Source organism: Nocardioides sp. JQ2195 (assembly GCF_012272695.1).
In the GTDB taxonomy this organism is placed as follows: Bacteria; Actinomycetota; Actinomycetes; order Propionibacteriales; family Nocardioidaceae; genus Nocardioides.
In genome coordinates, this window is the sequence record NZ_CP050902.1 from 1,124,273 (window position 1) to 1,144,069 (window position 19,797).

The following is a 19,797-nucleotide window of genomic DNA, read 5'->3' on the forward strand; positions in this document are numbered from 1 at the left end:
TGTCCTGTGCGATGCTCGGGAGATGGCGACCTGGGCCGATGCCGAGCGTGTCGGGCTGGCCCTGCCCGACGTGGCGCGGGCTCGCGCCCACGAGGGATCACCCGCGCTCGAGGTGCACGGCCGCCAGCTCGCCCGCCGGCGCGAGGACCAGGGCCGGGCGATCCTCCAGTTCTGGGTGAGGGACGTCGGGGTGCAGGAGGGCCTGTTGCAGAACGAGCCGGACACGTTCTGGGTGCACCACCGCTTCGCCACGCCCTCGGTCGAGGCGTGGCTCGACCGTCTCGACGCCGATGGACTGCGCGAGGTGCTGGTGGAGTCGTGGTGGGCGCGCGCCACGACAACCCTGCGCAGGCAACATCCCGATCTGTGATCGTCGTTCGAGATGAGCTCCACCCCGAGCTGATGCCGTCACTGGCGGTGTTGACCGGATCGCGTACCCTGCGGCTGCTGAGAAGCTCAGGCTGGCCGCGTTGAAGTGAGGGGTGGTGGTTTCGAGACGCTCGCTGGCGCTCGCTCCTCAACCACCGGGGTGGCTGGCGCTCGCTCCTCAACCACCGGGGCGGCTGGGCTCGCTCCTCAACCACCGGGGTGGTTGGGGCTCGTTCCTCGACGAGCGGGGTGGCTGGGGCTCGTTCCTCGACGAGCGGGGTGGCTGGGGCTCGTTCCTCGATCACCGATGAGTGGACGGCATACGACGATGGGCCGACCGGGAGACCTACTCCCGACCGGCCCGTTGGCCGTCGTACGGCGTCAGCCGACGTGGACCGGTGCCTCCGGGCCGTCGGTGGCCAGCTCCTCGTGCTTGACGCCGAGAAAGAGCCAGATGATCACCGAGGCGGTGAGCATCATCGCGGCGCCGACGAGGAAGGCGGTGGTCGCACCTTCGGTGAAGGAGCCCAGGTAGGTCAGCTGGCCCATCGCCTCGTGGAACTTGTCCGGCGCCATCTGCTGGTCGAGACCCGCTCCACGGGCGGCCTGCAGCAGGCCCGGCGCGATCTCGTCCCCTCGGTTGGTCGCGAAGTGCAAGGACACCGTGGAGAGGATCGCCAGGCCCAAGGCGCCGCCGACCTGCTGCATCGTGTTCAGCACTCCGGAGCCCACGCCGGAGTCCTCCGCGCGCAGGTGGTGGACGGCGGTCAGGGTGAGTGGCACGAAGACCAGGCCCATGCCGAGGGCCATCATGAAGACGAACGGCAGGATCTGGGTCCAGTAGCTCACGTCCGCGCCGAGGGCGTCGCCCTGGAGCACGCCGAGCAGGTTGCCCGGCGACTCGTCGACCGAGAGCCGGGAGAAGCCGAACAGTGCCGCAGCCGCGACCAGGGAACCGGTGCCGGCCAGGTAGCGCGGGTCCACCCGGTTGATCAGGTTGGAGGCGAGGGTGGCGGAGATGATCATGCCGACCGAGAACGGGAGGAACGCGAAGCCGGCGTGCAGCGGGCTGTATCCCACGACGTTCTGGACGAACAGGCTGAGGAAGAAGAACATCGCGAACATCGCGGCCGGCAGGATCATCATCGCGATGAAGCTGACCGCGCGGGTGCGGTGGGCGAAGACGCGGACCGGGAGCAGTGGGTGCTTGACCCGCGACTCGATCATCGCGAAGAACACCAGCAGGGCGACACCGGCAGCCAGACTGCCGAGCGTCCACTCGTTGCCCCAGCCGTAGCGCTCGTCGCCGGCCCGGCTGAAGCCGTAGACCAGCCCGAGCAGGCCGAGGGTGCCGGTGATGGCGCCGGGGATGTCGAGCCAGCCCTCGTGCTTCTCCGACTCGTCGAAGAAACGAGGAGCCATGGCAGCTGCGAGCAGGCCGATCGGCACGTTGATCAGGAAGGTGAGCCGCCAGCCGTCGACGCCCAGGGGCTGGTCCAGGCCGGTCAGCCAGCCACCGAGGATCAGGCCGACGGCGGCACCGATGCCGGACATCGCGGCGTACACGGCGAAGGCACGGTTGCGCTGCGGGCCGGCGGGGAACGTGGTGGTGATCAGCGCGAGCGCGGCGGGGGAGGCCATCGCGGCTCCCACGCCCTGCAGGGCGCGGGAGGAGAGCAGCAGTGGCTCGGTCCAGGCAATGCCGCCGAGCAGGGAGGCGACCGCGAAGACCACGACGCCCACCATGAAGATGCGACGACGGCCGTAGAGGTCACCGAGGCGACCGCCCAGCAGCAACAGGCCGCCGAAGGCCAGGGCGTAGCCGGTGACGATCCAGGTCAGGTTGGCCTCGTTGATGTCGAGGTCGTGGCCGATGAACGGCAGGGCGATGTTGGCGATGGTGCTGTCGAGCACCACCATCAGCTGTGCCATGGAGATCAGGACGAGCGCCCAGGCCAGGCGCTTCTTCTCGGCCGAGGAGACCGGCGGTGGGACCTCGGGGATGACGTCGGAGACGGTGCTTTCGGACATGCGCGATCCAATCGAGAGCAGGGTGGGCTCGCGGTCGCGCAGGGCGACCGCGTGGACGGTGTGGTTCAGGGGGCGTTGTACTTCCGGATCGGTTCAGCCGGATCGGTTGAACCGGGTGCTGCAACCCGTGTGGGTCAGGCCCGACACGCCGGCATGATGATCTGGTCGATCACCGAGGTGATCAGCTCTTCCGACGGCTGGTCGCCCAGCAGGAAGATGCGTTGCAGCACGATGCCCGGCAAGGCGTGGGCGATGAGGTCGATGTCGAGGTCATCGCGGATCTCGCCGCGCTGCCGGGCCCGGTCGTAGACCACCTGGTTGGCGGCCGCCTTCGGGCCCAGGAAGCGTTCGCGGAACTCCGCCGCGAAGTCGGGGTCGCGCTGGGTGGCGGTGAGCACGCTGGCCAGGATGCCGATCGGCTTCTGGTCGGCGAGCCCGCCCATCGCGCAGCTCATGGCGACGAGGTCGTCACGGAGATTGCCGGTGTCGGGGATGTCGGGGTGTGCCTTCTCGGCGATCAGGGCGTCGATCACGAGAGCGGACTTGGAGGACCAACGGCGGTAGAGGGTGGCCTTGGACGCCTTGGCCTTGGTCGCCACGGCATCCATGGTCAGCCGGTCGTAGCCGACGTCGCAGAGCACAGCCAAGGTCGCCTGGAGGATCTCCTGCTCCCGGTCACCCTCGACTCGGGGGCGACTGGAGGAGGCCTCGTCGGTCTCGGCTGGGGTCATGGTGATGAGCATCCTTCGATAGAACGAAACGGTTTCGTTCCACCAACTGTACGGAACGGTTTCGTTTCATGCAAAATGTTTTTCGGGTCAGTTCAATTCCCGGTTCCGGGACAATTTCTCCACCATGGCCAGCGCGCGGGTGATCGCGAAGTCGTTCCACGCCGGGATGTCCTTGAACATGTAGTGCCCGACCGGCCCCATGTCGCGCAGCTCCGTGCTGGCCGCGACGCCGGTTGCCCGGCGTACGAAGTGGGCGGTGGCCCTCGGGCTGGTGATCCGGTCGTGGGAACCGTGGGCGGCGGCCAGGTGCTTGCCGGTCAGGCGGTGCGGCGAGTCGTGCTTCTCGAACCACGGGGCCAGTGCCACCACCCCCACCACGGAGGGGTCGTCCGCGACGTGGACCGCTGTCCGCGCGCCCATCGAGTGACCCAGGAGCACGACGGGTACGTCGCCGTGCCGGTCGCGGATCTCGTCGAGGGCCCACCTGGCGTCGGGGATCGGGGAGGGGGAGTCCACGTCGTTCCAGCCGCGGTGACGGTAGCGCAGGAGCGTCGTGCTGATCCGGTGCTCGTGGGCGCGAGGGGTGATCGCCTTCTGCATCGCGTGCGACCGGTGCCAGGAGGTGCTGCGCCAGTCGACGGACATGGACGAGTGCTGCTTGCCGCCGTGCAGCATCAGGATCACCGCGCGCGGCGCCGGGGCGTCGTACGTGGTCAGGACTGGTCGGCTCACAGGGTGGATCCTCTCATCGGGGCCAAGTGGTTCGTAGCCCCGGCAGCCCGGGATTGGAGCGGGTTCGCGTACGCGAGTGTCGGTGGCACACGGCAAGATGGGGCCATGAGTTCTTCCGAGGTCACCGCCGCGACCCCCGAGGCTCGCGAGCGGCATCGCGAGCTGTCCGAGCAGATCGAGGACGCCCGCTGGCGTTACTACGTGCTCGACGACCCCACGCTCTCCGACGCCGACTTCGACGTCAGGCTGCGGGAGCTGGAGGCGCTGGAGGACGAGTTCCCCGAGCTGCGCACTCCCGACTCGCCGACCCAGAAGGTCGGCGGGGCGGTCTCCACGGAGTTCACCGCGGTCGACCACCTCGAGCGGATGGAGTCCCTGGACAACGCGTTCTCCTTCGAGGAGCTGTCCACCTGGCACTCACGGCTGGCCCGCGACGGCGTCGAGAATCCCGCGCTGCTGTGCGAGCTCAAGGTCGACGGCCTGGCCATCAACCTCCTCTACGAGAAGGGGCGGCTGGTCCGTGCGCTCACCCGAGGTGACGGGCGCACCGGTGAGGACGTCACGCCCAACGTGAAGACCATCTCCACCATCCCGCACCGACTCACCGGCACCGACGAGTTCCCGGTGCCCGACCTGGTCGAGGTGCGTGGCGAGGTCTTCCTGCCCGTCGAGGCGTTCGAGCAGCTCAACGAGACCATGCTCGATCGGGGCAAGCCACCCTTTGCGAACCCGCGCAACGCGGCCGCCGGCTCCCTGCGCCAGAAGAACCCCAAGGTGACCGCCACCCGTGCCCTGGGCATGGTCTGCCACGGCATCGGAGCGCGTCAGGGCTTCACGCCGACGGCCCAGTCCCAGGCGTACGACGCCCTGGCCGCGTGGGGCCTGCCCACCTCCCACCGCGTCAAGGTGCTGCCCGACCTGGCGTCGGTCGAGGAGTTCATCGAGCTCAGCGGTGAGCACCGCCACGAGGTCGAGCACGAGATCGATGGCGTGGTGATCAAGGTCGACGACGTCACCCTGCAACGTCGCCTCGGCTCCACCAGCCGGGCTCCGAGGTGGGCGATCGCCTACAAGTACCCACCCGAGGAGGTCAACGCGAAGCTGATCTCGATCGAGGTCAACACCGGCCGCACCGGCCGCGTGACGCCGTTCGCGGTCATGGAGCCGACCAAGGTGGCCGGCTCCACCGTCGAGCGGGCCACCCTGCACAACGGCTACGAGGTGGCGCGCAAGGACGTCCGCCCGGGTGACACCGTGATCCTGCGCAAGGCCGGTGACGTGATTCCCGAGATCGTCGGCCCGGTGCTCGCGTTGCGGCCCGAAGGGCTGGCCGAGTGGGTGATGCCGACGACGTGCCCGGCCTGCGGCACCGAGCTGGTCGAGCAGAAGGAGGGCGACAAGGACCGTCGTTGCCCCAACCATCAGAAGTGTCCCGCGCAGCTGCTCGACCGGGTCTTCCACGTCGCCGGCCGGGGAGCCTTCGACATCGAGGGCCTCGGCTCGGAGGCCGCCGCCGCCCTGCTCGACGCGGGCGTGGTCACCGACGAGGGCGACCTCTTCACGCTCACCGAGGCCGACCTGCTGAAGACGACGTTGTTCACCCGGGCGTCCAAGAAGGACGCCCATCGAGACGGCGCTGGCGCACCTCCTGAGGAGCCGAGAGACAGGGAGCTGTCCGCCAACGGGGCGCGCTTCCTGGCCAATCTCGACCAGGCCAAGCAGGTGCCCCTGTGGCGCGTGCTGGTGGCGTTGTCCATCCGTCACGTCGGCCCGACGGCGGCCCGCGCGCTGGCCACCGAGTTCGGCTCGGTCGAGGCGATCCGCGGCGCGGACGAGGCGCGACTTGCCGACGTGGAGGGGGTGGGCGGCACCATCGCTGCCTCCGTGCGCCGATGGTTCGACGACGAGGGGTCGGAGTGGCACAACGCCATCGTCGACAAGTGGGCCGCTGCGGGCGTGACCATGGAGGACGAGCGTGACGACTCCGTCGAGCGCACCCTGGAGGGTCTCTCCATCGTGGTCACCGGGTCGCTGGAGAAGTTCAGTCGCGACCAGGCCAAGGAGGCGATCCTGGCGCGCGGCGGCAAGGCCGCCTCGTCCGTGTCGAAGAAGACCGCCTTTGCGGTGATCGGTGAGGCCGCCGGGTCCAAGGCCGACAAGGCCGCTGACCTCGGCATCCCGATCCTCGACGAAGCCGGCTTCGAGGTGCTGCTGGAGCAGGGCCCCGAGGCGGCCAAGAAGGTTGCCGACCAGGGCTGACCGCAGCTGCGTCGGTGCGCCGGCTCGGCGGCTCGGCGGCTCGCCGGCTCGGTCAGTCCTCGAGGGCGTCGAGCACGCGCTCGGCCGCAGCCTCCTGCTCGGCTGCGAACGGGTGGAATGCTGCCGCGGACCCGGGCTTCTCGTACCGTCCGTTGATCCAGGGCTCGTCCGCGCACACGTCGTGACCGGCAGTCGCGCGCCACAGGTCGACGTACGTCGCCCGGGTGCCGCGGGCCACGTCCTCGAGCATGTCGGTCAGCGCCTTGTTGATCCTGCGGGCGTAGGCGACGTCACCGTCGGCCAACGGCAACCGGCCGGGACAGGTCCCCTCGGCGGGGAGGATCTGGGGGTAGCCCACTAGGAGCACGGTCGCGTCCGGTGCGTGCTGGCGCACCCGGCGAACGACGTCCGCGACGCGGCGCCGGGTCGCCGCAATGATCGTCAGGAGCTTGTCCTTGCCGGTGGTGTTCATGGCTGCCCGGCAGGGCGCGCCGGTCGGGTCCTGTCCACGCACGAACGCGCACTGGCCCACCAGCTTGGCGAACAGGCTGAAGTCGTTGCCACCGATGCCCAGGGTCACGATGTCGGTGTCGGCGGTGACGGCATCGAGCTGGGGCGGGACGTCCACGAACTGCGGCCGCCCCATGTCGGCGGTGTCGGCGCCGGAGCAGGTCACGTCGACGAACGTGTCGGGTCGCAGCTCCTCGGCCACCAACGACGGATAGTTCCGGTCCGAGCGCGAGCAGGCCTCGGGGCCGGTGGGGGACAGGACTCCCGGCGCCGCCGAGTAGGAGTCGCCGAGGGCGACGTACTTCGTCGCCGGGGCGGCGAGGTCCTCCTTGTCGGTGGTGTCGTCGTCGCCACAGGCAGCGAGCAGGCCGAGCAGCAGGCCCACGACGATGAGCCGTCTCACGACGGGGGTCACCTCAGGTCGAGCCCGAGCAGGGCGTTCTCGAGGACCTCGGACATGGCCGGGTGGATCCAGTACTGCCCCCGGGCCATCGCGCGCGCGGGCGTGGCGAAGTGCAGGGCCTGGATCGCGGGCTGGATCAGTGTCGAGGCGTCCGGCCCCATGATGTGCGCGCCGAGCAGCAGCCCGGTGTCCTTGTCGGCGATCACCTTGCAGATGCCGGTGGTGTCCTCCATCGCCCAGCCGTACGCCGTGTCGGCGTACGCGCGCGTGCTGACCGCGATGCGGTGACCGGCCTCCTCCGCCTGTCGCTCGGTGAGTCCGACGCCGGCCAGCTGGGGGTGGCTGAACACGGCCGACGGGACGTAGCGGTGGTCGAAGGCTCGCAGGTCGTCCGGGTGGGCGAGGTTGTGCGCAATGGTGCGGGCCTCGTGGTTCGCGACGTGCTTGAGCGCGAACTCCGACGAGATGTCCCCGAGGGCCCACACCCCCGGAGCCGTCGTTCGGCCGAACTCGTCGACCACGATGCGGCCGTCGTCGCGCAGCTCCACGCCGGTGGAGTCCAGCCCGAGCCGGTCGGTGTTGGGGGCGCGGCCGGTGGCCAGCAGCAGCATCTCACTCTCCACGGTGGACCCGTCGTCGAGCTCGAGGGCCACCCCGGCACCAGTCGTGCGGGCAGCCGTCACCGCGTGGCCAAGGCACAGGTTCCACTGCTTGCCGGCCAGCTCGGTGAACCGCTTGCTGATCTCCTCGTCCGTGCGGCGGACCAGGGCGTCGCCGCGCACCACGATGGTGACCTCGACCCCGAGGGCGGAGAAGATGTGGGCGAACTCCGAGCCGATGAAGCCGCCGCCGAGGATGGTCATCGAGCGCGGCAGCGCATCGATCCGCATCACCGTGTCGCTGGTCTCGAACGGCACCCCGCCGTCAGCGATCTCCGCGGGGACGACCGGGCGACCGCCGGCCGCGATCACGACCGTGTCGGCGGTGACCTCCTCGGTGCGGTCAGCCAGATCGACCGCCAGGGTGTGGTCGTCGGTGAAGATCGCGTGGCCGTCGAGGACCGTCGTGTTCGCGCCGGTGACGCGTCCCTGCCGTGCCTCGACGGCATTGGGGTCGATGCGACCGAAGATCCGGTCGCGGATGTCGGCCCACCGCACGTCGTCGAGGCGCGCGTCGAGACCGAAGCGCGCGGAGTCCCGGATCCACGTCGCGATGTCGGCGGTGTGCACGAACATCTTGGTCGGGATGCAGCCCACGTTGAGGCAGGTGCCGCCGAAGCGGTTCTCCTCGATGATCGCCACACGCTTGTCCCGCACGGAGCGGTTGATCAGGAAGTTGCCGGAGCCTGCACCGATGACGGCGATGTCGTAGCGGGTCATGGGCCCAGCATAGGATTCGACCCATGCCTGAGATTCTTGGATCGAGCAGTCCGCGCGGGTCGAGCGGAAGTATCGAGATTTCACGTGACGAGGTGGCGCACTTGGCCGACCTCGCCCGGATCGACCTGTCCGACGCCGAGCTCGAGCAACTTGCGCCGCAGCTGTCGGTGATCCTCGAGTCCGTCGCCTCCATCAGAGAGGTGGCCGCCGACGAGATCCCGCCGACCTCCCACGCCCTGCCGCTGACCAACGTGTTCCGCGACGACGTGGTGACCCCCGGACTGACCGCGGAGCAGGCGCTGGCGATGGCCCCGGCCTCGGAGGAGCAGCGCTTCTCCGTGCCGCGCATCCTGGGGGAGGAGGCATGAGCAACTACCTGAACGCGTCCGCGACCGAGCTGGTCGCCGCCCTCGAGGCCGGCGAGACCACGTCGGTCGAGCTGACCACCCTGTTCCTCGACCGCATCGAGGCCGTCGACGGCGCCGTTCACGCCTTTCTCCACGTCGACCGTGAGGGCGCGCTGGCCCAGGCCGCTGCGTCCGACGAGCGTCGCGCTGCCGGCTCCCCGGCCTCCGCGCTCGACGGCGTCCCGATCGCGGTCAAGGACGTCCTGGCCACCGAGGGCCTGCCCACCACCTGCGGCTCGAAGATGCTCGAGGGCTGGATCCCGCCGTACGACGCCACGGTGGTGGCCCGCCTGAAGGCTGCCGGCCTGCCGATCCTCGGCAAGACCAACATGGACGAGTTCGCGATGGGCTCCTCCACCGAGCACTCGGCCTACGGCCCGACCCGCAACCCGTGGGACCTCGATCGGATCCCCGGTGGCTCCGGTGGTGGCTCGGCAGCAGCCGTGGCCGCCTTCGAGGCGCCGCTCGCGATCGGCACCGACACCGGCGGTTCCATCCGCCAGCCCGGTGCGGTCACCGGCACCGTCGGTGTGAAGCCCACCTACGGCGGGGTGTCGCGCTACGGCCTCGTGGCGATGGCGAACTCCCTGGACCAGGCCGGCCCGGTCTCGCGCACGGTGCTGGACTCGGCACTGCTGCACGAGGTGATCGGCGGCCACGACCCGCTCGACTCCACGTCGGTCGACCAGCCCCTCGCTGCGCTCGCCGACGCGGCTCGTCAGGGCGCGGGTGGTGACCTGTCCGGCGTACGCATCGGTGTGATCAAGGAGCTGGGTGGCGAGGGCTACCAGGCGGGTGTGCTCGCACGCTTCCAGGAGTCACTCGACCTGCTGGTCTCGGCCGGCGCCGAGGTCGTCGAGGTCTCCTGCCCGAGCTTCGTGCACGCACTGGCGGCGTACTACCTGATCATGCCGTCGGAGGCCTCCTCCAACCTCGCCAAGTTCGACGCCATGCGCTACGGCCTGCGCGTGGTCCCCGAGGGCGACCCCAGCGCCGAGGACGTCATGCGGGCCTCGCGCGATGCCGGCTTCGGTGACGAGGTCAAGCGCCGCATCGTCCTCGGCACCTACGCGCTCTCGAGCGGCTACTACGACGCCTACTACGGCCAGGCCCAGAAGGTGCGCACCCTGATCAGTCGCGACTTCGAGGCGGCGTTCGGGCAGGCCGACGTCCTGGTCTCGCCGACGGCGCCGACCACGGCGTTCAAGCTGGGGGAGAAGCTCGACGACCCGGTCGCGATGTACCTCAACGACCTCGCCACCATCCCGGCCAACCTGGCTGGGGTGCCCGGCATCTCGCTGCCGAGCGGCCTGGCCGAGGAGGACGGCCTGCCGGCCGGCTTCCAGGTGCTCGCGCCGGCCCTGGCCGACGACCGGCTCTACCGCGTCGGTGCGGCACTGGAGACCTTGCTGGAGAAGAAGTGGGGCGGCCCGTTGCTGGCGCAGGCCCCCGCGCTGGACGGAGCAACCGCATGAGCACCGACACCCTGCTGACCTTCGAGGAGTCCCTCGAGAAGTTCGACCCCGCGATGGGCCTCGAGGTCCACGTCGAGCTGAACACCAACACCAAGATGTTCTGCGGCTGTCCCGCGGTCTTCGGTGGCGAGCCGAACACCCAGGTCTGCCCGACCTGCCTCGGCCTGCCCGGCGCCATGCCGGTCGTCAACGCCAAGGCTGTCGAGTCGGCGATGCGCATCGGTCTCGCGCTGAACTGCGAGATCGCCGAGTGGTGCCGTTTCGCTCGCAAGAACTACTTCTACCCGGACATGCCGAAGAACTTCCAGACCTCGCAGTACGACGAGCCGATCGCGTTCGAGGGCTACCTCGACGTTGAGATTGACGGCGAGAACGGCCCTGAGATATGGCGCGTCGACATCGAGCGCGCGCACATGGAGGAGGACACCGGCAAGTCGCTGCACGTCGGTGGTGCCACCGGTCGCATCCACGGCGCCGACCACTCGCTGGTCGACTACAACCGCGCCGGCATCCCCCTGATCGAGATCGTCACCAAGCCGATCCTGGGTTCGCGGGAGAAGGCCCCCGAGGTCGCCAAGGCATACGTCGCCCAGCTGCGCGAGCTGATCGTCGCCCTCGGTGTCTCCGACGCCCGGATGGACCAGGGCTCGATCCGCGCCGACGTGAACCTGTCGCTGTCACCTCGCGCGGTGGTTGAGGAAGGCGCGCCAGCGCCTGTCTCGAAACCAGTCCTCGGCACCCGCACGGAGACCAAGAACGTGAACTCACTGCGGTCGGTCGAGCGGGCGGTGCGCTACGAGATGCAGCGCCACGCCGCGATCCTCGATGGTGGTGGCTCGATCCTGCAGGAGACCCGCCACTGGCACGAGGACACCGGCATCACCACCAGTGGCCGCCCGAAGTCCGACGCCGACGACTACCGCTACTTCCCCGAGCCCGACCTGGTGCCGGTGGCGCCGTCGCGCGAATGGGTGGAGGAGCTGCGCGGCACCCTGCCCGAGCTGCCGCGCGAGAAGCGGGCCCGCCTGCAGAAGGACTGGGGCTTCTCCGACCTCGAGATGCGCGACACGATCGGCGCCGGTGCGCTCGGCCTGGTCGAGGAGACCATCGCGGCCGGCGCCGCGCCCCAGTCCGCACGCAAGTGGTGGCTCTCCGAGATGGCGCGTCGTGCCAACGACTCGGGCCAGGAGATCTCCGAGCTGGGTGTCACCCCGGCCGACGTGGCCGCCGTGCAGGCACTGGTCGATGCCGGTTCGCTCAACGACAAGCTGGCCCGTCAGGTCTTCGACGGCCTGATCGCCGGGGAGGGAACCCCCGACGAGATCGTGGCCTCCCGCGGACTCGCGATCGTCTCCGACGACGGCGCCCTGAGCGCGGCCGTCGACAAGGCGATCGCGGAGAACCCCGGGGTGGCCGACAAGATCCGCGACGGCAAGGTGGCTGCGGCTGGTGCCCTGATCGGCGCGGTGATGAAGGAGATGCGTGGCCAGGCCGACGCCGCTCGGGTCCGCGAGCTGATCCTCGAGAAGCTCACCTGAGCGAACGGGCAGTTCTTGCTGCGCGAACGGGCAGTTATTGCTGCGCGAACGGGCAGTTATTGACGGTCGAGCCGGCCCTATTGTCGGCGTACGTCAACAACTGCCTGTTCGGAGCGCAACAGTTGCCTGTTCGGAGCGCAAGAGTTGCGTGTTGGCGCAGCAAGAGTTGCGTGTTCGCGCAGCAAGAGTTGCGTGTTCGCGCAGCAAGAGTTGCGTGTTCGTCAGTGGAGGGTGATCTCGAGGATGCGGTCGTCCTCGGACTCCGGATCGCCCCGGCCGTCGCGGTTCGAGGTGGTCAGCCAGAGCTTCCCGTCGGGCGCCAGCGCGACGGTGCGCAGCCGGCCGTACTTCCCGACAAAGAAGTCGGTGGGATCGCTGGCCGTGCCGTCCTTGACCGAGACCCGCCAGAGCCGCTCGCCACGCAGCGAGGCCATCCAGAGGTGTCCTTCGGCGAAGGCGAGGCCGGAGGGGGATGCGTTCTCGGTGCGCCAGACCACCTGCGGGTCCGCGTAGTCCGGGGCGCCGCCGGCACCCTCGAAGAGCGGCCAGCCGTAGTTGGCGCCCTTCCGGATCCGGTTCAGCTCGTCGAAGGTCTGCGACCCGAACTCGCTGGCCCACAGCTGTTCGTCGGAGTCGAAGGCCAGGCCCTGCACGTTGCGGTGCCCGCTCGTCCAGATCGGTGAGTCGGGGTCGGGGTTGCCCGGGGCCGGGTCGCCATCGGTCGTGATGTGCAGGATCTTCCCGCCGAGGGCGTCGGGATCCTGGGCCATCTGCCCGTCGCCGGTCTCGCCGGTGGAGACGAAGAGGTTGCCGTCGGGACCGAACTCGAGCCGCCCGCCGTCGTGGGTGAATCCCTTCGGGATGCCGGTGAGGATGGGCTCGACCGGACCCAGCCTGCGTCCGTCGTACGTCGCCCTGACGACGCGGTTGTCGGAGGTCGTGGTGAGGTAGAAGTAGAGCGCTGAGTCGGTGGCGAAGTCGGGGGAGACCGCGACGCCCAGCAGCCCGGACTCCACGCGCGGATCGGCCTCGTCGATGGTGCCGATCTGCCGGGGTTCCGAGCCTTCCTCCAGGACGAGCACACGCTTCGTGTCGCGCTCGGTGAACACGGCGCTGCCGTCGGGCAGGAAGTCGAGCCCCCACGGTGCCTGGAGCCCGGTCGCGAGGGTGCGCACGACCTTGACCCGTGGATCCGGGTCAGGAGGAGAGGGCTTCGCGGTGATCGCGGGGTCGGTCGGGTTGTCCTCGTTGCTGGGCGGTGCCACCGGAGTCTGCGCGGACGGCTCGGGCGGGGAGGCGTCCTCGCTGGTGCAGGCCGTCAACGCCACCGAGACCAACAGGAGGGACGCGACGAGCCTCATGTCAGGAGACCTTAGCGAGGAACTCCAACAGCAGTTCGTGGAAGCGCTCCGGTTGCTCCATGGCGATGAAGTGGCTGCCGTCCAGCTCGACGTACGTCGCCCCCTCGATGCGCTCGGCAGCGGTCGCCATGTCCTTCGGCCCGGCGAGCAGGTCCCACTTCGCGCCGACGAACGCGGTCGGCACGGTGATCCGGCTCAGGGAGACGCGGCCGTGGGCCGACGTGGTCAGGGCGAGGTGGAAGTACCAGTCGACGGGGGTGGTCAGGTATTCACGGATCGCCCGGATGGCCAGGTCAGGGTCGGCGACGGGGAACATGAAGCCGCTGTGGCTGATCAGGTTGATCGCGCGCGGTCCGATCGGCAACCGGCTGGTGATGGGGGTGATCGCCCTGCCGGTCATCGCCACGGCACGGGTCAGGTTCACGGTCAGGGCGCGAGCCACCGGCTTGGGCAGGCGGAACGGCGCCAGCATCGTGGAGAAGGTCTCGCCGGGGACCCCGGCGTAGGCGAAGAGGCCGGAGACCCGCTCGGGGTGGCGAACGGCGAGCTCGAACATGGTGTTCACGCCCATCGACCAGCCCAGCAACACCGCCTTGTCCAGGCCGACGTGGTCCATCACGGCCAGCGCATCCTCGACGAAGTCCTCGATGCGCACGTGCTTGCGGTCGGCAGGTCGAGCCGAACCTCCGGTCCCGCGGTGGTTCCACGACACGACGCGTACGCCGGAGCCCGGCCGCACCAGTGAGGGGGTGGTCCACGGATTGGTGCCCAGGCCGTTGCACAGCACGACGGTCGGCCCGTCGATCAGGCAGTCCGGGTCGTTGGTCCAGGCGCGGAGCATCGTGCCGTCGGACGACTCGACGTCGAAGAAGAAGACCGACGCGTCGGTGTCGTTGACGATGCTTTCGGGTGGGGCAAGGGCATCCATGGCGGGAATTCTCCACCACCGCCGACCCCCGGTGTCGACAATGTGAGCGGGTCGTCAGCCGTGTCCGGTGAGGCGCTGCTGAGTCACGGCCGGGAATCGGGTGGAGAAGAACTCGTCGACGTCGAGGATCTCCGCGCGGTGCTGGGCCAGGATCGTGGCGGCCAGCATGGCGTTGCGGCAGGCCTTCGACTGGGACGAGACAGCCCAGTGCTCCAGCAGCTTCTGCGGAACTCGCAAGGGAGACATGGTGGTCCAGGTGGATCGGTGGATGGGTGCTCCCACGCTAGGGCGGCCGCGGGACCTCCGGGTCGACACCGGGTGACATCTGGGTGAACTCAGTCCGGGACGGGTTCGTGGATGGTCGAACCACTGCGCGTGGCGCCGACACTGGCGATGATGACCAGTCCCATCGCCAACCACTGCAGCGGCTCGAGGAACTCGCCGAGGACGATGATGGCGGCCAGGGCGGCTGCGGCCGGCTCGAGGCTCATCAGGATCCCGAAGACCGAGGGCTTCAGGGACCGTAGCGCCATGAGCTCCAGGCTGTAGGGGATCACCGAGCTGAGCAGGCCGACGGCGGCGCCGTACGCCAGGATCTCGGGATCCAGCAACAGGTCGCGCTGGCCGGCGAGCACGGCCGGCAGGAGCAGGAACGTGGCGACGGCGCTGGCCACGGCCAGTCCGTCGATGCCCGGCCAACGGGCCCCGGTGCTCGCGCTCATCAGGATGTAGGAGCCCCAGCCGGCACCGGCCAGTAGGGCGAAGAGGACACCTGCGACGGTGACACCGGCAGGTTGGAAGCCGAGCAGGACGACGCCCGCCGCGGCGAAGCCGACCCAGACCAGGTCGCGCGCCCGGCGGAACCCGACGACGGCGATGGCGAGCGGGCCGACGAACTCGATGGTGACGGCCAGACCGAGGGGGATCCGGGAGAAGGCCTCGTAGATCGACCAGTTCATCACGCCCAGGCTCAGTCCGAAGCCGACCACGACCAACCAGTCGTCACGACTGCGCCCCCGCAGCGACGGGCGGGCGATGGCCAGGAACACCAAGGTGCTGGTGACCAGGCGCAGGAACACCATCTCGGTCGGGCCGATGCGGTCGAAGAGGTCCTTGGCGACGGCGGCCCCGAACTGGACGGAGAGGATGCCGCCGAGGACCAGCCAGATTGCCCGTCGCATGACCCTCCCCACATCGTCGAACTGGTCGTAGGCTCGCAGCATGTCATCAACGCTGCTCATGGCTGGCACGAGGAAGGGCCTGTGGCTCGGCAGGTCCGACGCCGCACGCGTCGATTGGGCCTGGTCCGGGCCACACTTCGACATGGAGGAGGTCTACTCCTGCGCGGTCGACACGAGCGGGGCCAGCCCGCGCATCCTCGTGGGCACGTCGTCGCCGTGGACCGGTGCACAGGTCTGGCGCTCCGACGACCTCGGCGACACCTGGCAGGAGACCCCCGGTGGCGCCGTACGCATGCCCGACGACGTCGACGCGAGTGTCGAGCGGGTCTGGCAGCTGGTGCCGGGCATCGAGCCCGGCGTCGTCTGGGCGGGCACCGAGCCGGGAGCCGTGTTCCGTTCGGACGACCGGGGCGAGACCTTCAGCCTGGTGCGCGGGCTCTGGGACCATCCGCACCGGGAGCAGTGGAACGCCGGCTTCGGTGGGCAGGCCTTCCACACGATCCTGCCCCACCCCACCGACCCGGCTCGCCTGACCGTGGCGATCTCGACCGGTGGGGTCTACGAGACGACCGATGCCGGTGCCAGCTGGCAACCGCGCAACCAGGGCATCCGGGCTGAGTTCATGCCCGAGGGCCAGCAGTTCCCGGAGTTCGGCCAGTGCGTGCACAAGGTCGCCAGGCATCCCGACGTGCCCGATCGGCTGTTCCTGCAGAACCACGGCGGCGTCTACCGATCCGACGACGGTGGTGGGCAGTGGGACTACATCGCCGACGGGTTGCCGGCCGACTTCGGGTTCCCGATCGTGGTGCACCCCAACGAGCCCGACACCGTCTTCGTCTTCCCGATCCAGGGCGGAGACGGACGGTTCCCGGTCGACGGCCAGGCGCAGGTGTGGCGTTCCACCGACGCCGGCGCGCACTGGCAGCGACTCAGCCAAGGTCTGCCCGAGAGGTTCTTCGTGGCGGTGATGCGTGACGCCATGTGCACCGACGGCGCGGATCCGGCCGGCCTCTATCTGGGCGGCCGCAACGGGACCGTCTTCGCGTCGTCGGACGAGGGGCAGTCGTGGCGTCAGGTGATCGACAACCTGCCCGATGTGATGGTGGTCCGCGCCGCCCAGCTGTGACCTGCGCGACACGCGGGGCACCGTGACAGCCTGCAGGTGTGGCACGATCCTTGCCAAGCATTCATGTGGAGGGGTTTCAGGGGATGTCGGAGTTCGAGGCTGTTCGCTCGATTGTCGTGGTGGCTGACCCACACCAGGTGCACGACCTGGTCAACGACTTCAGGGAGTGGCAGAAGTGGTCCCCCTGGGAGGGGCTCGACCCCCGCCTCGACCGCACCTTTTCCGGACCGGATGCCGGAGTCGGCTCCCACTACCGCTGGTCGGGCAACAAGAAGGCCGGCACCGGCGACATGGAGATCACCCGTTCGACGCCCGACGAGATCGGGGTGCGGGTCAACTTCCACAAGCCCTGGAAGGCGAGCAACGCGGTCACCTTCACCTTCGTCCCGGTCACCGAGGGCACGGAGGTGACCTGGCGGATGACCGGCCAGCAGAAGGGACTGATGGGGCTGGTCGGCCGGCTGATCCCCATGGACAAGCTGATCGGCAAGGACTTCGAGAAGGGCCTGGCCCAGCTCAAGGAGTCTGTCGAGCGCCCGGCCTGAGTGCTGGGCAGGTGAGACACGGCGTACGCCGTCGTGGCAGCGGGATTAGGCTCGGTCCATGACCGACGCACCTGACCTGAAGCCCCGAAGCCGCGATGTCACCGACGGACTGGAGAAGGCCGCTGCGCGCGGCATGCTCCGTGCCGTCGGCATGGGTGACGATGACTGGGTCAAGCCGCAGATCGGCGTCGCGAGCTCGTGGAACGAGATCACGCCCTGCAACCTCTCCCTCGACCGGCTTGCCAAGGCCGCCAAGGAGGGCGTGCACAACGCCGGTGGCTTCCCTCTCGAGTTCGGCACCATCTCCGTCTCCGACGGCATCTCGATGGGGCACGAGGGCATGCACTTCTCCCTGGTCTCCCGTGAGGTGATCGCCGACTCGGTCGAGACCGTGATGATGGCCGAGCGACTCGACGGGTCCGTGCTGCTCGCGGGTTGCGACAAGTCGCTGCCCGGCATGCTGATGGCCGCGGCGCGCCTCGACCTGGCCTCCGTCTTCCTCTACGCCGGATCCACTCTGCCCGGCCAGCTCGACGGCGAGGACGTCACGATCATCGACGCCTTCGAAGCCGTCGGTGCCTGCCTGGCCGGCAAGATCTCCCGCGAAGAGGTGACCCGCGTCGAGAAGGCGATCTGCCCCGGTGAAGGTGCCTGCGGCGGCATGTACACCGCCAACACGATGGCCTCCGTCGGGGAGGCGTTGGGCATGTCGCTGCCGGGCTCGGCTGCGCCGCCGGCCCCCGACCGTCGCCGTGACAGCTTCGCGATCAAGTCGGGGGAGGCCGTCGTCGAGATGCTGCGCAAGGGCCTGACCGCTCGTCAGATCATGACCATGGAGGCGTTCGAGAACGCGATCGCCGTGGTGATGGCACTCGGCGGCTCCACCAACGCCGTGCTGCACCTGCTGGCCATTGCCCGAGAGGCCGAGGTGCCCCTGACCATCGATGACTTCAACCGCATCGGCGACAAGGTCCCGCACCTGGCCGACCTGAAGCCCTTCGGCAAGTACGTGATGACCGACGTCGACCGTGTCGGCGGCATCCCGATGGTGATGAAGGCGCTGCTCGAGGCCGGTCTGATGCACGGTGACGTGATGACCGTGACCGGGCGGACGATGGCCGAGAACCTGGCCGAGATCGCGCCCCCGGAGCTCGACGGCGACGTGATCCACACGATGGACGACGCGATCCACAAGTCGGGCGGACTCACCATCCTCAAGGGCTCGCTGGCCCCTGAGGGTGCGGTGGTCAAGAGCGCCGGCTTCGACAACGACGTGTTCTCCGGAACCGCGCGGGTCTTCGACGGCGAGCGGGCTGCGCTGGACGCACTGGCCGCCGGGCAGATCGTCGCCAACGACGTCGTGGTGATCCGCTACGAGGGTCCCAAGGGCGGTCCGGGCATGCGTGAGATGCTCGCCATCACCGGCGCCATCAAGGGCGCCGGCCTCGGCAAGGACGTCCTGCTCATCACTGACGGACGCTTCTCCGGCGGCACCACCGGCCTGTGTGTCGGCCACATCGCCCCCGAGGCGGTCGACGCCGGACCGATCGCCTTCGTGCGTGACGGCGACCCGATCACGCTCGACGTGGCCAACCGCCTGCTCGAGCTCGGGGTCGCCGAGGAGGAGCTCGAGGCCCGCAAGGAGGGCTGGGCGCCGCACCCGCCGAAGTACACGCGCGGTGTCCTGGGCAAGTACGCCAAGACCGTCCAGTCGGCAGCCCACGGAGCCGTCACCTCCTGACCGGGCTCGCGTGCCCTCCCGGGCGTCAAGAATCGACGGTTCGGCCGTCAAGAATTGACCGTTCGCGCATCAAGAATCGACCGTTCGTCGGGTAGAACTGGTGGCATGGCTGACGACGTGGGCAAGCTGGTGCGCCACCGGGGCACGGGCGAGTGCGGGACGGCCTTCCCGGCGTTCCGCGACGCGCACGTGCACCTCGGCCTCGTCGCGTACGACGACCTGGCGGCCGGCGGGCTCGGCGGCGTCGTCGACCTCGGTTGGTCGCCGGACATCGCCGACCTCGCGGCCGGGGCACCCGTCCACGTTGCGTACGCCGGGTGCTTCCTGACCGCTCCCGGGGGCTATCCCAGTGACCGTTCCTGGGCGCCGGAGGACTGCGTGCGTCCCGTCTCCGGACCTGCCGATGCGGCAGTGGCGGTCGCCGAGCAGGTCGGGCGGGGCGCCTCGGTGGTCAAGGTGACCCTGCACTGCGACGCCGGGCCGGTCCTCGACAAGACCACGCTCACGGCGATCGTGGCAGCGGCCGAGGTGCCGGTCGTCGCGCACGTCGAGGGCCCCGGCATGACCGGTCGTGCCCTGGCTGCCGGAGTCGGCGTCCTCGCCCACACGCCGTGGACCGAGCGGCTCGACGACGATTTGATCGACCGTGCGGCCGCGAGCCAGCGCTGGATCAGCACCTTGGCCATCCATGACGGAACGTCGGCGCAGGAGGTGGCGGTGGACAACCTGCGCCGCTTCCACCGGGCCGGGGGAGAGGTGCTCTACGGCACCGACCTCGGCAACGGCGACCTCCCCGTCGGTGTGAACCGACGTGAGGTGGAGCTGCTGCAGCGCGCCGGGCTGCGGAACCGGGCCGTCATCCATGCCCTGACCGCGCCCTTCCCGGTTCCCCTCGGCACGGACCTGCGCACCTTCGTCCCCGCGATCCCCGATCACGACCTCGCCGCGTGGCTGGCGCAGGCGGTCGTCGTACGCCCGGAGGAGCTGGTGGAGGCGCAGGGCGATGGGCCGGTGCACGGGGCGTGAGCGGCGCGGACTGGACGCGGACGACACCGGCCCGACAGAGTGTCCGGAGAGCGGA

The 19,797-nt window shown here is 69.5% G+C and carries 19 protein-coding genes; 10 read left to right on the forward strand and 9 right to left on the reverse strand.

Going from position 1 to position 19,797, the window contains the following annotated elements:
* Positions 1-22: 22 nt before the first annotated feature.
* Both ncot_RS05380 and ncot_RS05385 read left to right on the forward strand, forming a co-directional pair.
* Positions 23-370 carry a hypothetical protein gene (locus tag ncot_RS05380; RefSeq protein ID WP_168616679.1) on the forward strand — a complete coding sequence of 116 codons (348 nt, stop codon included), beginning with the start codon at positions 23-25 and terminating at the stop codon, positions 368-370.
* Between the two features lie 115 nt (positions 371-485).
* Complete coding sequence (locus ncot_RS05385; RefSeq protein ID WP_168616680.1) at positions 486-680, forward strand: hypothetical protein; 195 nt, start codon at positions 486-488, stop codon at positions 678-680.
* Positions 681-750: 70 nt separating this feature from the next.
* On the opposite strand, the gene ncot_RS05390 is transcribed toward ncot_RS05385, so the two are convergent.
* From ncot_RS05390 to ncot_RS05400, 3 genes are all read right to left on the reverse strand, one after another.
* Positions 751-2,400, reverse strand: a complete 1,650-nt coding sequence (locus tag ncot_RS05390; protein WP_168616681.1) for an MFS transporter — start codon at positions 2,398-2,400, stop codon at positions 751-753.
* 134 nt (positions 2,401-2,534) lie between these two features.
* The gene (locus ncot_RS05395) at positions 2,535-3,131 is read right to left on the reverse strand and encodes a TetR/AcrR family transcriptional regulator (protein ID WP_168616682.1); all 597 of its coding nucleotides are present in this window, start codon (positions 3,129-3,131) and stop codon (positions 2,535-2,537) included.
* Between the two features lie 87 nt (positions 3,132-3,218).
* A complete protein-coding gene (locus tag ncot_RS05400; RefSeq protein ID WP_240938083.1) occupies positions 3,219-3,863 on the reverse strand; it encodes an alpha/beta fold hydrolase in 645 nt (214 codons plus the stop codon).
* A 105-nt stretch (positions 3,864-3,968) separates the two neighbouring features.
* On the opposite strand from ncot_RS05400, the gene ligA reads away from it, so the two are divergent.
* On the forward strand, positions 3,969-6,122 hold the full coding sequence (ligA, locus tag ncot_RS05405; protein WP_168616683.1) for an NAD-dependent DNA ligase LigA: 2,154 nt from the start codon (positions 3,969-3,971) through the stop codon (positions 6,120-6,122).
* 52 nt (positions 6,123-6,174) lie between these two features.
* On the opposite strand, the gene ncot_RS05410 is transcribed toward ligA, so the two are convergent.
* Both ncot_RS05410 and ncot_RS05415 read right to left on the reverse strand, forming a co-directional pair.
* Positions 6,175-7,035: an SGNH/GDSL hydrolase family protein gene (locus ncot_RS05410; protein ID WP_168616684.1), complete on the reverse strand. Its 861-nt coding sequence runs from the start codon at positions 7,033-7,035 to the stop codon at positions 6,175-6,177.
* Between the two features lie 8 nt (positions 7,036-7,043).
* Positions 7,044-8,414 (reverse strand): mycothione reductase, encoded by a 1,371-nt coding sequence (locus ncot_RS05415; protein WP_168616685.1) that lies wholly within the window; start codon positions 8,412-8,414, stop codon positions 7,044-7,046.
* Between the two features lie 23 nt (positions 8,415-8,437).
* Between ncot_RS05415 and gatC the strand changes: the two genes are divergently transcribed.
* Genes gatC through gatB form a run of 3 tightly spaced genes read left to right on the forward strand, consistent with a single transcriptional unit; the run spans position 8,438 to position 11,834 of the window.
* Positions 8,438-8,782 (forward strand): Asp-tRNA(Asn)/Glu-tRNA(Gln) amidotransferase subunit GatC, encoded by a 345-nt coding sequence (gene gatC, locus ncot_RS05420; protein ID WP_168616686.1) that lies wholly within the window; start codon positions 8,438-8,440, stop codon positions 8,780-8,782.
* Positions 8,779-10,296: an Asp-tRNA(Asn)/Glu-tRNA(Gln) amidotransferase subunit GatA gene (gatA, locus tag ncot_RS05425; protein ID WP_168616687.1), complete on the forward strand. Its 1,518-nt coding sequence runs from the start codon at positions 8,779-8,781 to the stop codon at positions 10,294-10,296. The genes gatC and gatA overlap by 4 nt, the downstream gene beginning before the upstream one ends.
* Positions 10,293-11,834, forward strand: coding sequence for an Asp-tRNA(Asn)/Glu-tRNA(Gln) amidotransferase subunit GatB (gene gatB / locus ncot_RS05430; protein ID WP_168616688.1), 1,542 nt, complete (start codon positions 10,293-10,295; stop codon positions 11,832-11,834). The genes gatA and gatB overlap by 4 nt, the downstream gene beginning before the upstream one ends.
* Positions 11,835-12,055: 221 nt before the next feature.
* Here the strand turns inward: gatB and ncot_RS05435 are convergent, their stop codons facing one another.
* From ncot_RS05435 to ncot_RS05450, 4 genes are all read right to left on the reverse strand, one after another.
* Entirely contained in the window at positions 12,056-13,195 is a 1,140-nt protein-coding gene (locus tag ncot_RS05435; protein ID WP_168616689.1) for a PQQ-dependent sugar dehydrogenase, read from the reverse strand.
* Between the two features lies 1 nt (position 13,196).
* Positions 13,197-14,123: an alpha/beta hydrolase gene (locus tag ncot_RS05440; protein WP_168616690.1), complete on the reverse strand. Its 927-nt coding sequence runs from the start codon at positions 14,121-14,123 to the stop codon at positions 13,197-13,199.
* Between the two features lie 54 nt (positions 14,124-14,177).
* On the reverse strand, positions 14,178-14,360 hold the full coding sequence (locus tag ncot_RS05445; protein WP_168616691.1) for a hypothetical protein: 183 nt from the start codon (positions 14,358-14,360) through the stop codon (positions 14,178-14,180).
* Between the two features lie 98 nt (positions 14,361-14,458).
* Complete coding sequence (locus ncot_RS05450) at positions 14,459-15,364, reverse strand: EamA family transporter (protein WP_168616692.1); 906 nt, start codon at positions 15,362-15,364, stop codon at positions 14,459-14,461.
* Here ncot_RS05450 and ncot_RS05455 point away from each other — a divergent pair.
* The 4 genes from ncot_RS05455 to ncot_RS05470 all read left to right on the forward strand — a co-directional run bounded on the left by ncot_RS05455 (position 15,345) and on the right by ncot_RS05470 (position 19,742).
* Complete coding sequence (locus ncot_RS05455) at positions 15,345-16,430, forward strand: exo-alpha-sialidase (protein WP_168616693.1); 1,086 nt, start codon at positions 15,345-15,347, stop codon at positions 16,428-16,430. The genes ncot_RS05450 and ncot_RS05455 overlap by 20 nt on opposite strands.
* Positions 16,431-16,513: 83 nt before the next feature.
* On the forward strand, positions 16,514-16,975 hold the full coding sequence (locus tag ncot_RS05460; RefSeq protein ID WP_168616694.1) for an SRPBCC family protein: 462 nt from the start codon (positions 16,514-16,516) through the stop codon (positions 16,973-16,975).
* Positions 16,976-17,033: 58 nt separating this feature from the next.
* On the forward strand, positions 17,034-18,716 hold the full coding sequence (ilvD, locus tag ncot_RS05465) for a dihydroxy-acid dehydratase (protein ID WP_168616695.1): 1,683 nt from the start codon (positions 17,034-17,036) through the stop codon (positions 18,714-18,716).
* 105 nt (positions 18,717-18,821) lie between these two features.
* A complete protein-coding gene (locus ncot_RS05470) occupies positions 18,822-19,742 on the forward strand; it encodes a hypothetical protein (protein WP_168616696.1) in 921 nt (306 codons plus the stop codon).
* Positions 19,743-19,797 lie beyond the last annotated feature (55 nt).

Coding starts and splice junctions, on each gene's coding strand:
- ncot_RS05380 (WP_168616679.1), top strand. CDS start 23: ATGGCGACCTGGGCCGATGCCGAGCGTGTCGGGCTGGCCCTGCCCGAC.
- ncot_RS05390 (WP_168616681.1), bottom strand. CDS start 2,400: ATGTCCGAAAGCACCGTCTCCGACGTCATCCCCGAGGTCCCACCGCCG.
- ncot_RS05395 (WP_168616682.1), bottom strand. CDS start 3,131: ATGACCCCAGCCGAGACCGACGAGGCCTCCTCCAGTCGCCCCCGAGTC.
- ligA (WP_168616683.1), top strand. CDS start 3,969: ATGAGTTCTTCCGAGGTCACCGCCGCGACCCCCGAGGCTCGCGAGCGG.
- ncot_RS05415 (WP_168616685.1), bottom strand. CDS start 8,414: ATGACCCGCTACGACATCGCCGTCATCGGTGCAGGCTCCGGCAACTTC.
- gatC (WP_168616686.1), top strand. CDS start 8,438: ATGCCTGAGATTCTTGGATCGAGCAGTCCGCGCGGGTCGAGCGGAAGT.
- gatA (WP_168616687.1), top strand. CDS start 8,779: ATGAGCAACTACCTGAACGCGTCCGCGACCGAGCTGGTCGCCGCCCTC.
- gatB (WP_168616688.1), top strand. CDS start 10,293: ATGAGCACCGACACCCTGCTGACCTTCGAGGAGTCCCTCGAGAAGTTC.
- ncot_RS05435 (WP_168616689.1), bottom strand. CDS start 13,195: ATGAGGCTCGTCGCGTCCCTCCTGTTGGTCTCGGTGGCGTTGACGGCC.
- ncot_RS05440 (WP_168616690.1), bottom strand. CDS start 14,123: ATGGATGCCCTTGCCCCACCCGAAAGCATCGTCAACGACACCGACGCG.
- ncot_RS05455 (WP_168616693.1), top strand. CDS start 15,345: ATGTCATCAACGCTGCTCATGGCTGGCACGAGGAAGGGCCTGTGGCTC.
- ncot_RS05450 (WP_168616692.1), bottom strand. CDS start 15,364: ATGAGCAGCGTTGATGACATGCTGCGAGCCTACGACCAGTTCGACGAT.
- ncot_RS05460 (WP_168616694.1), top strand. CDS start 16,514: ATGTCGGAGTTCGAGGCTGTTCGCTCGATTGTCGTGGTGGCTGACCCA.
- ilvD (WP_168616695.1), top strand. CDS start 17,034: ATGACCGACGCACCTGACCTGAAGCCCCGAAGCCGCGATGTCACCGAC.
- ncot_RS05470 (WP_168616696.1), top strand. CDS start 18,822: ATGGCTGACGACGTGGGCAAGCTGGTGCGCCACCGGGGCACGGGCGAG.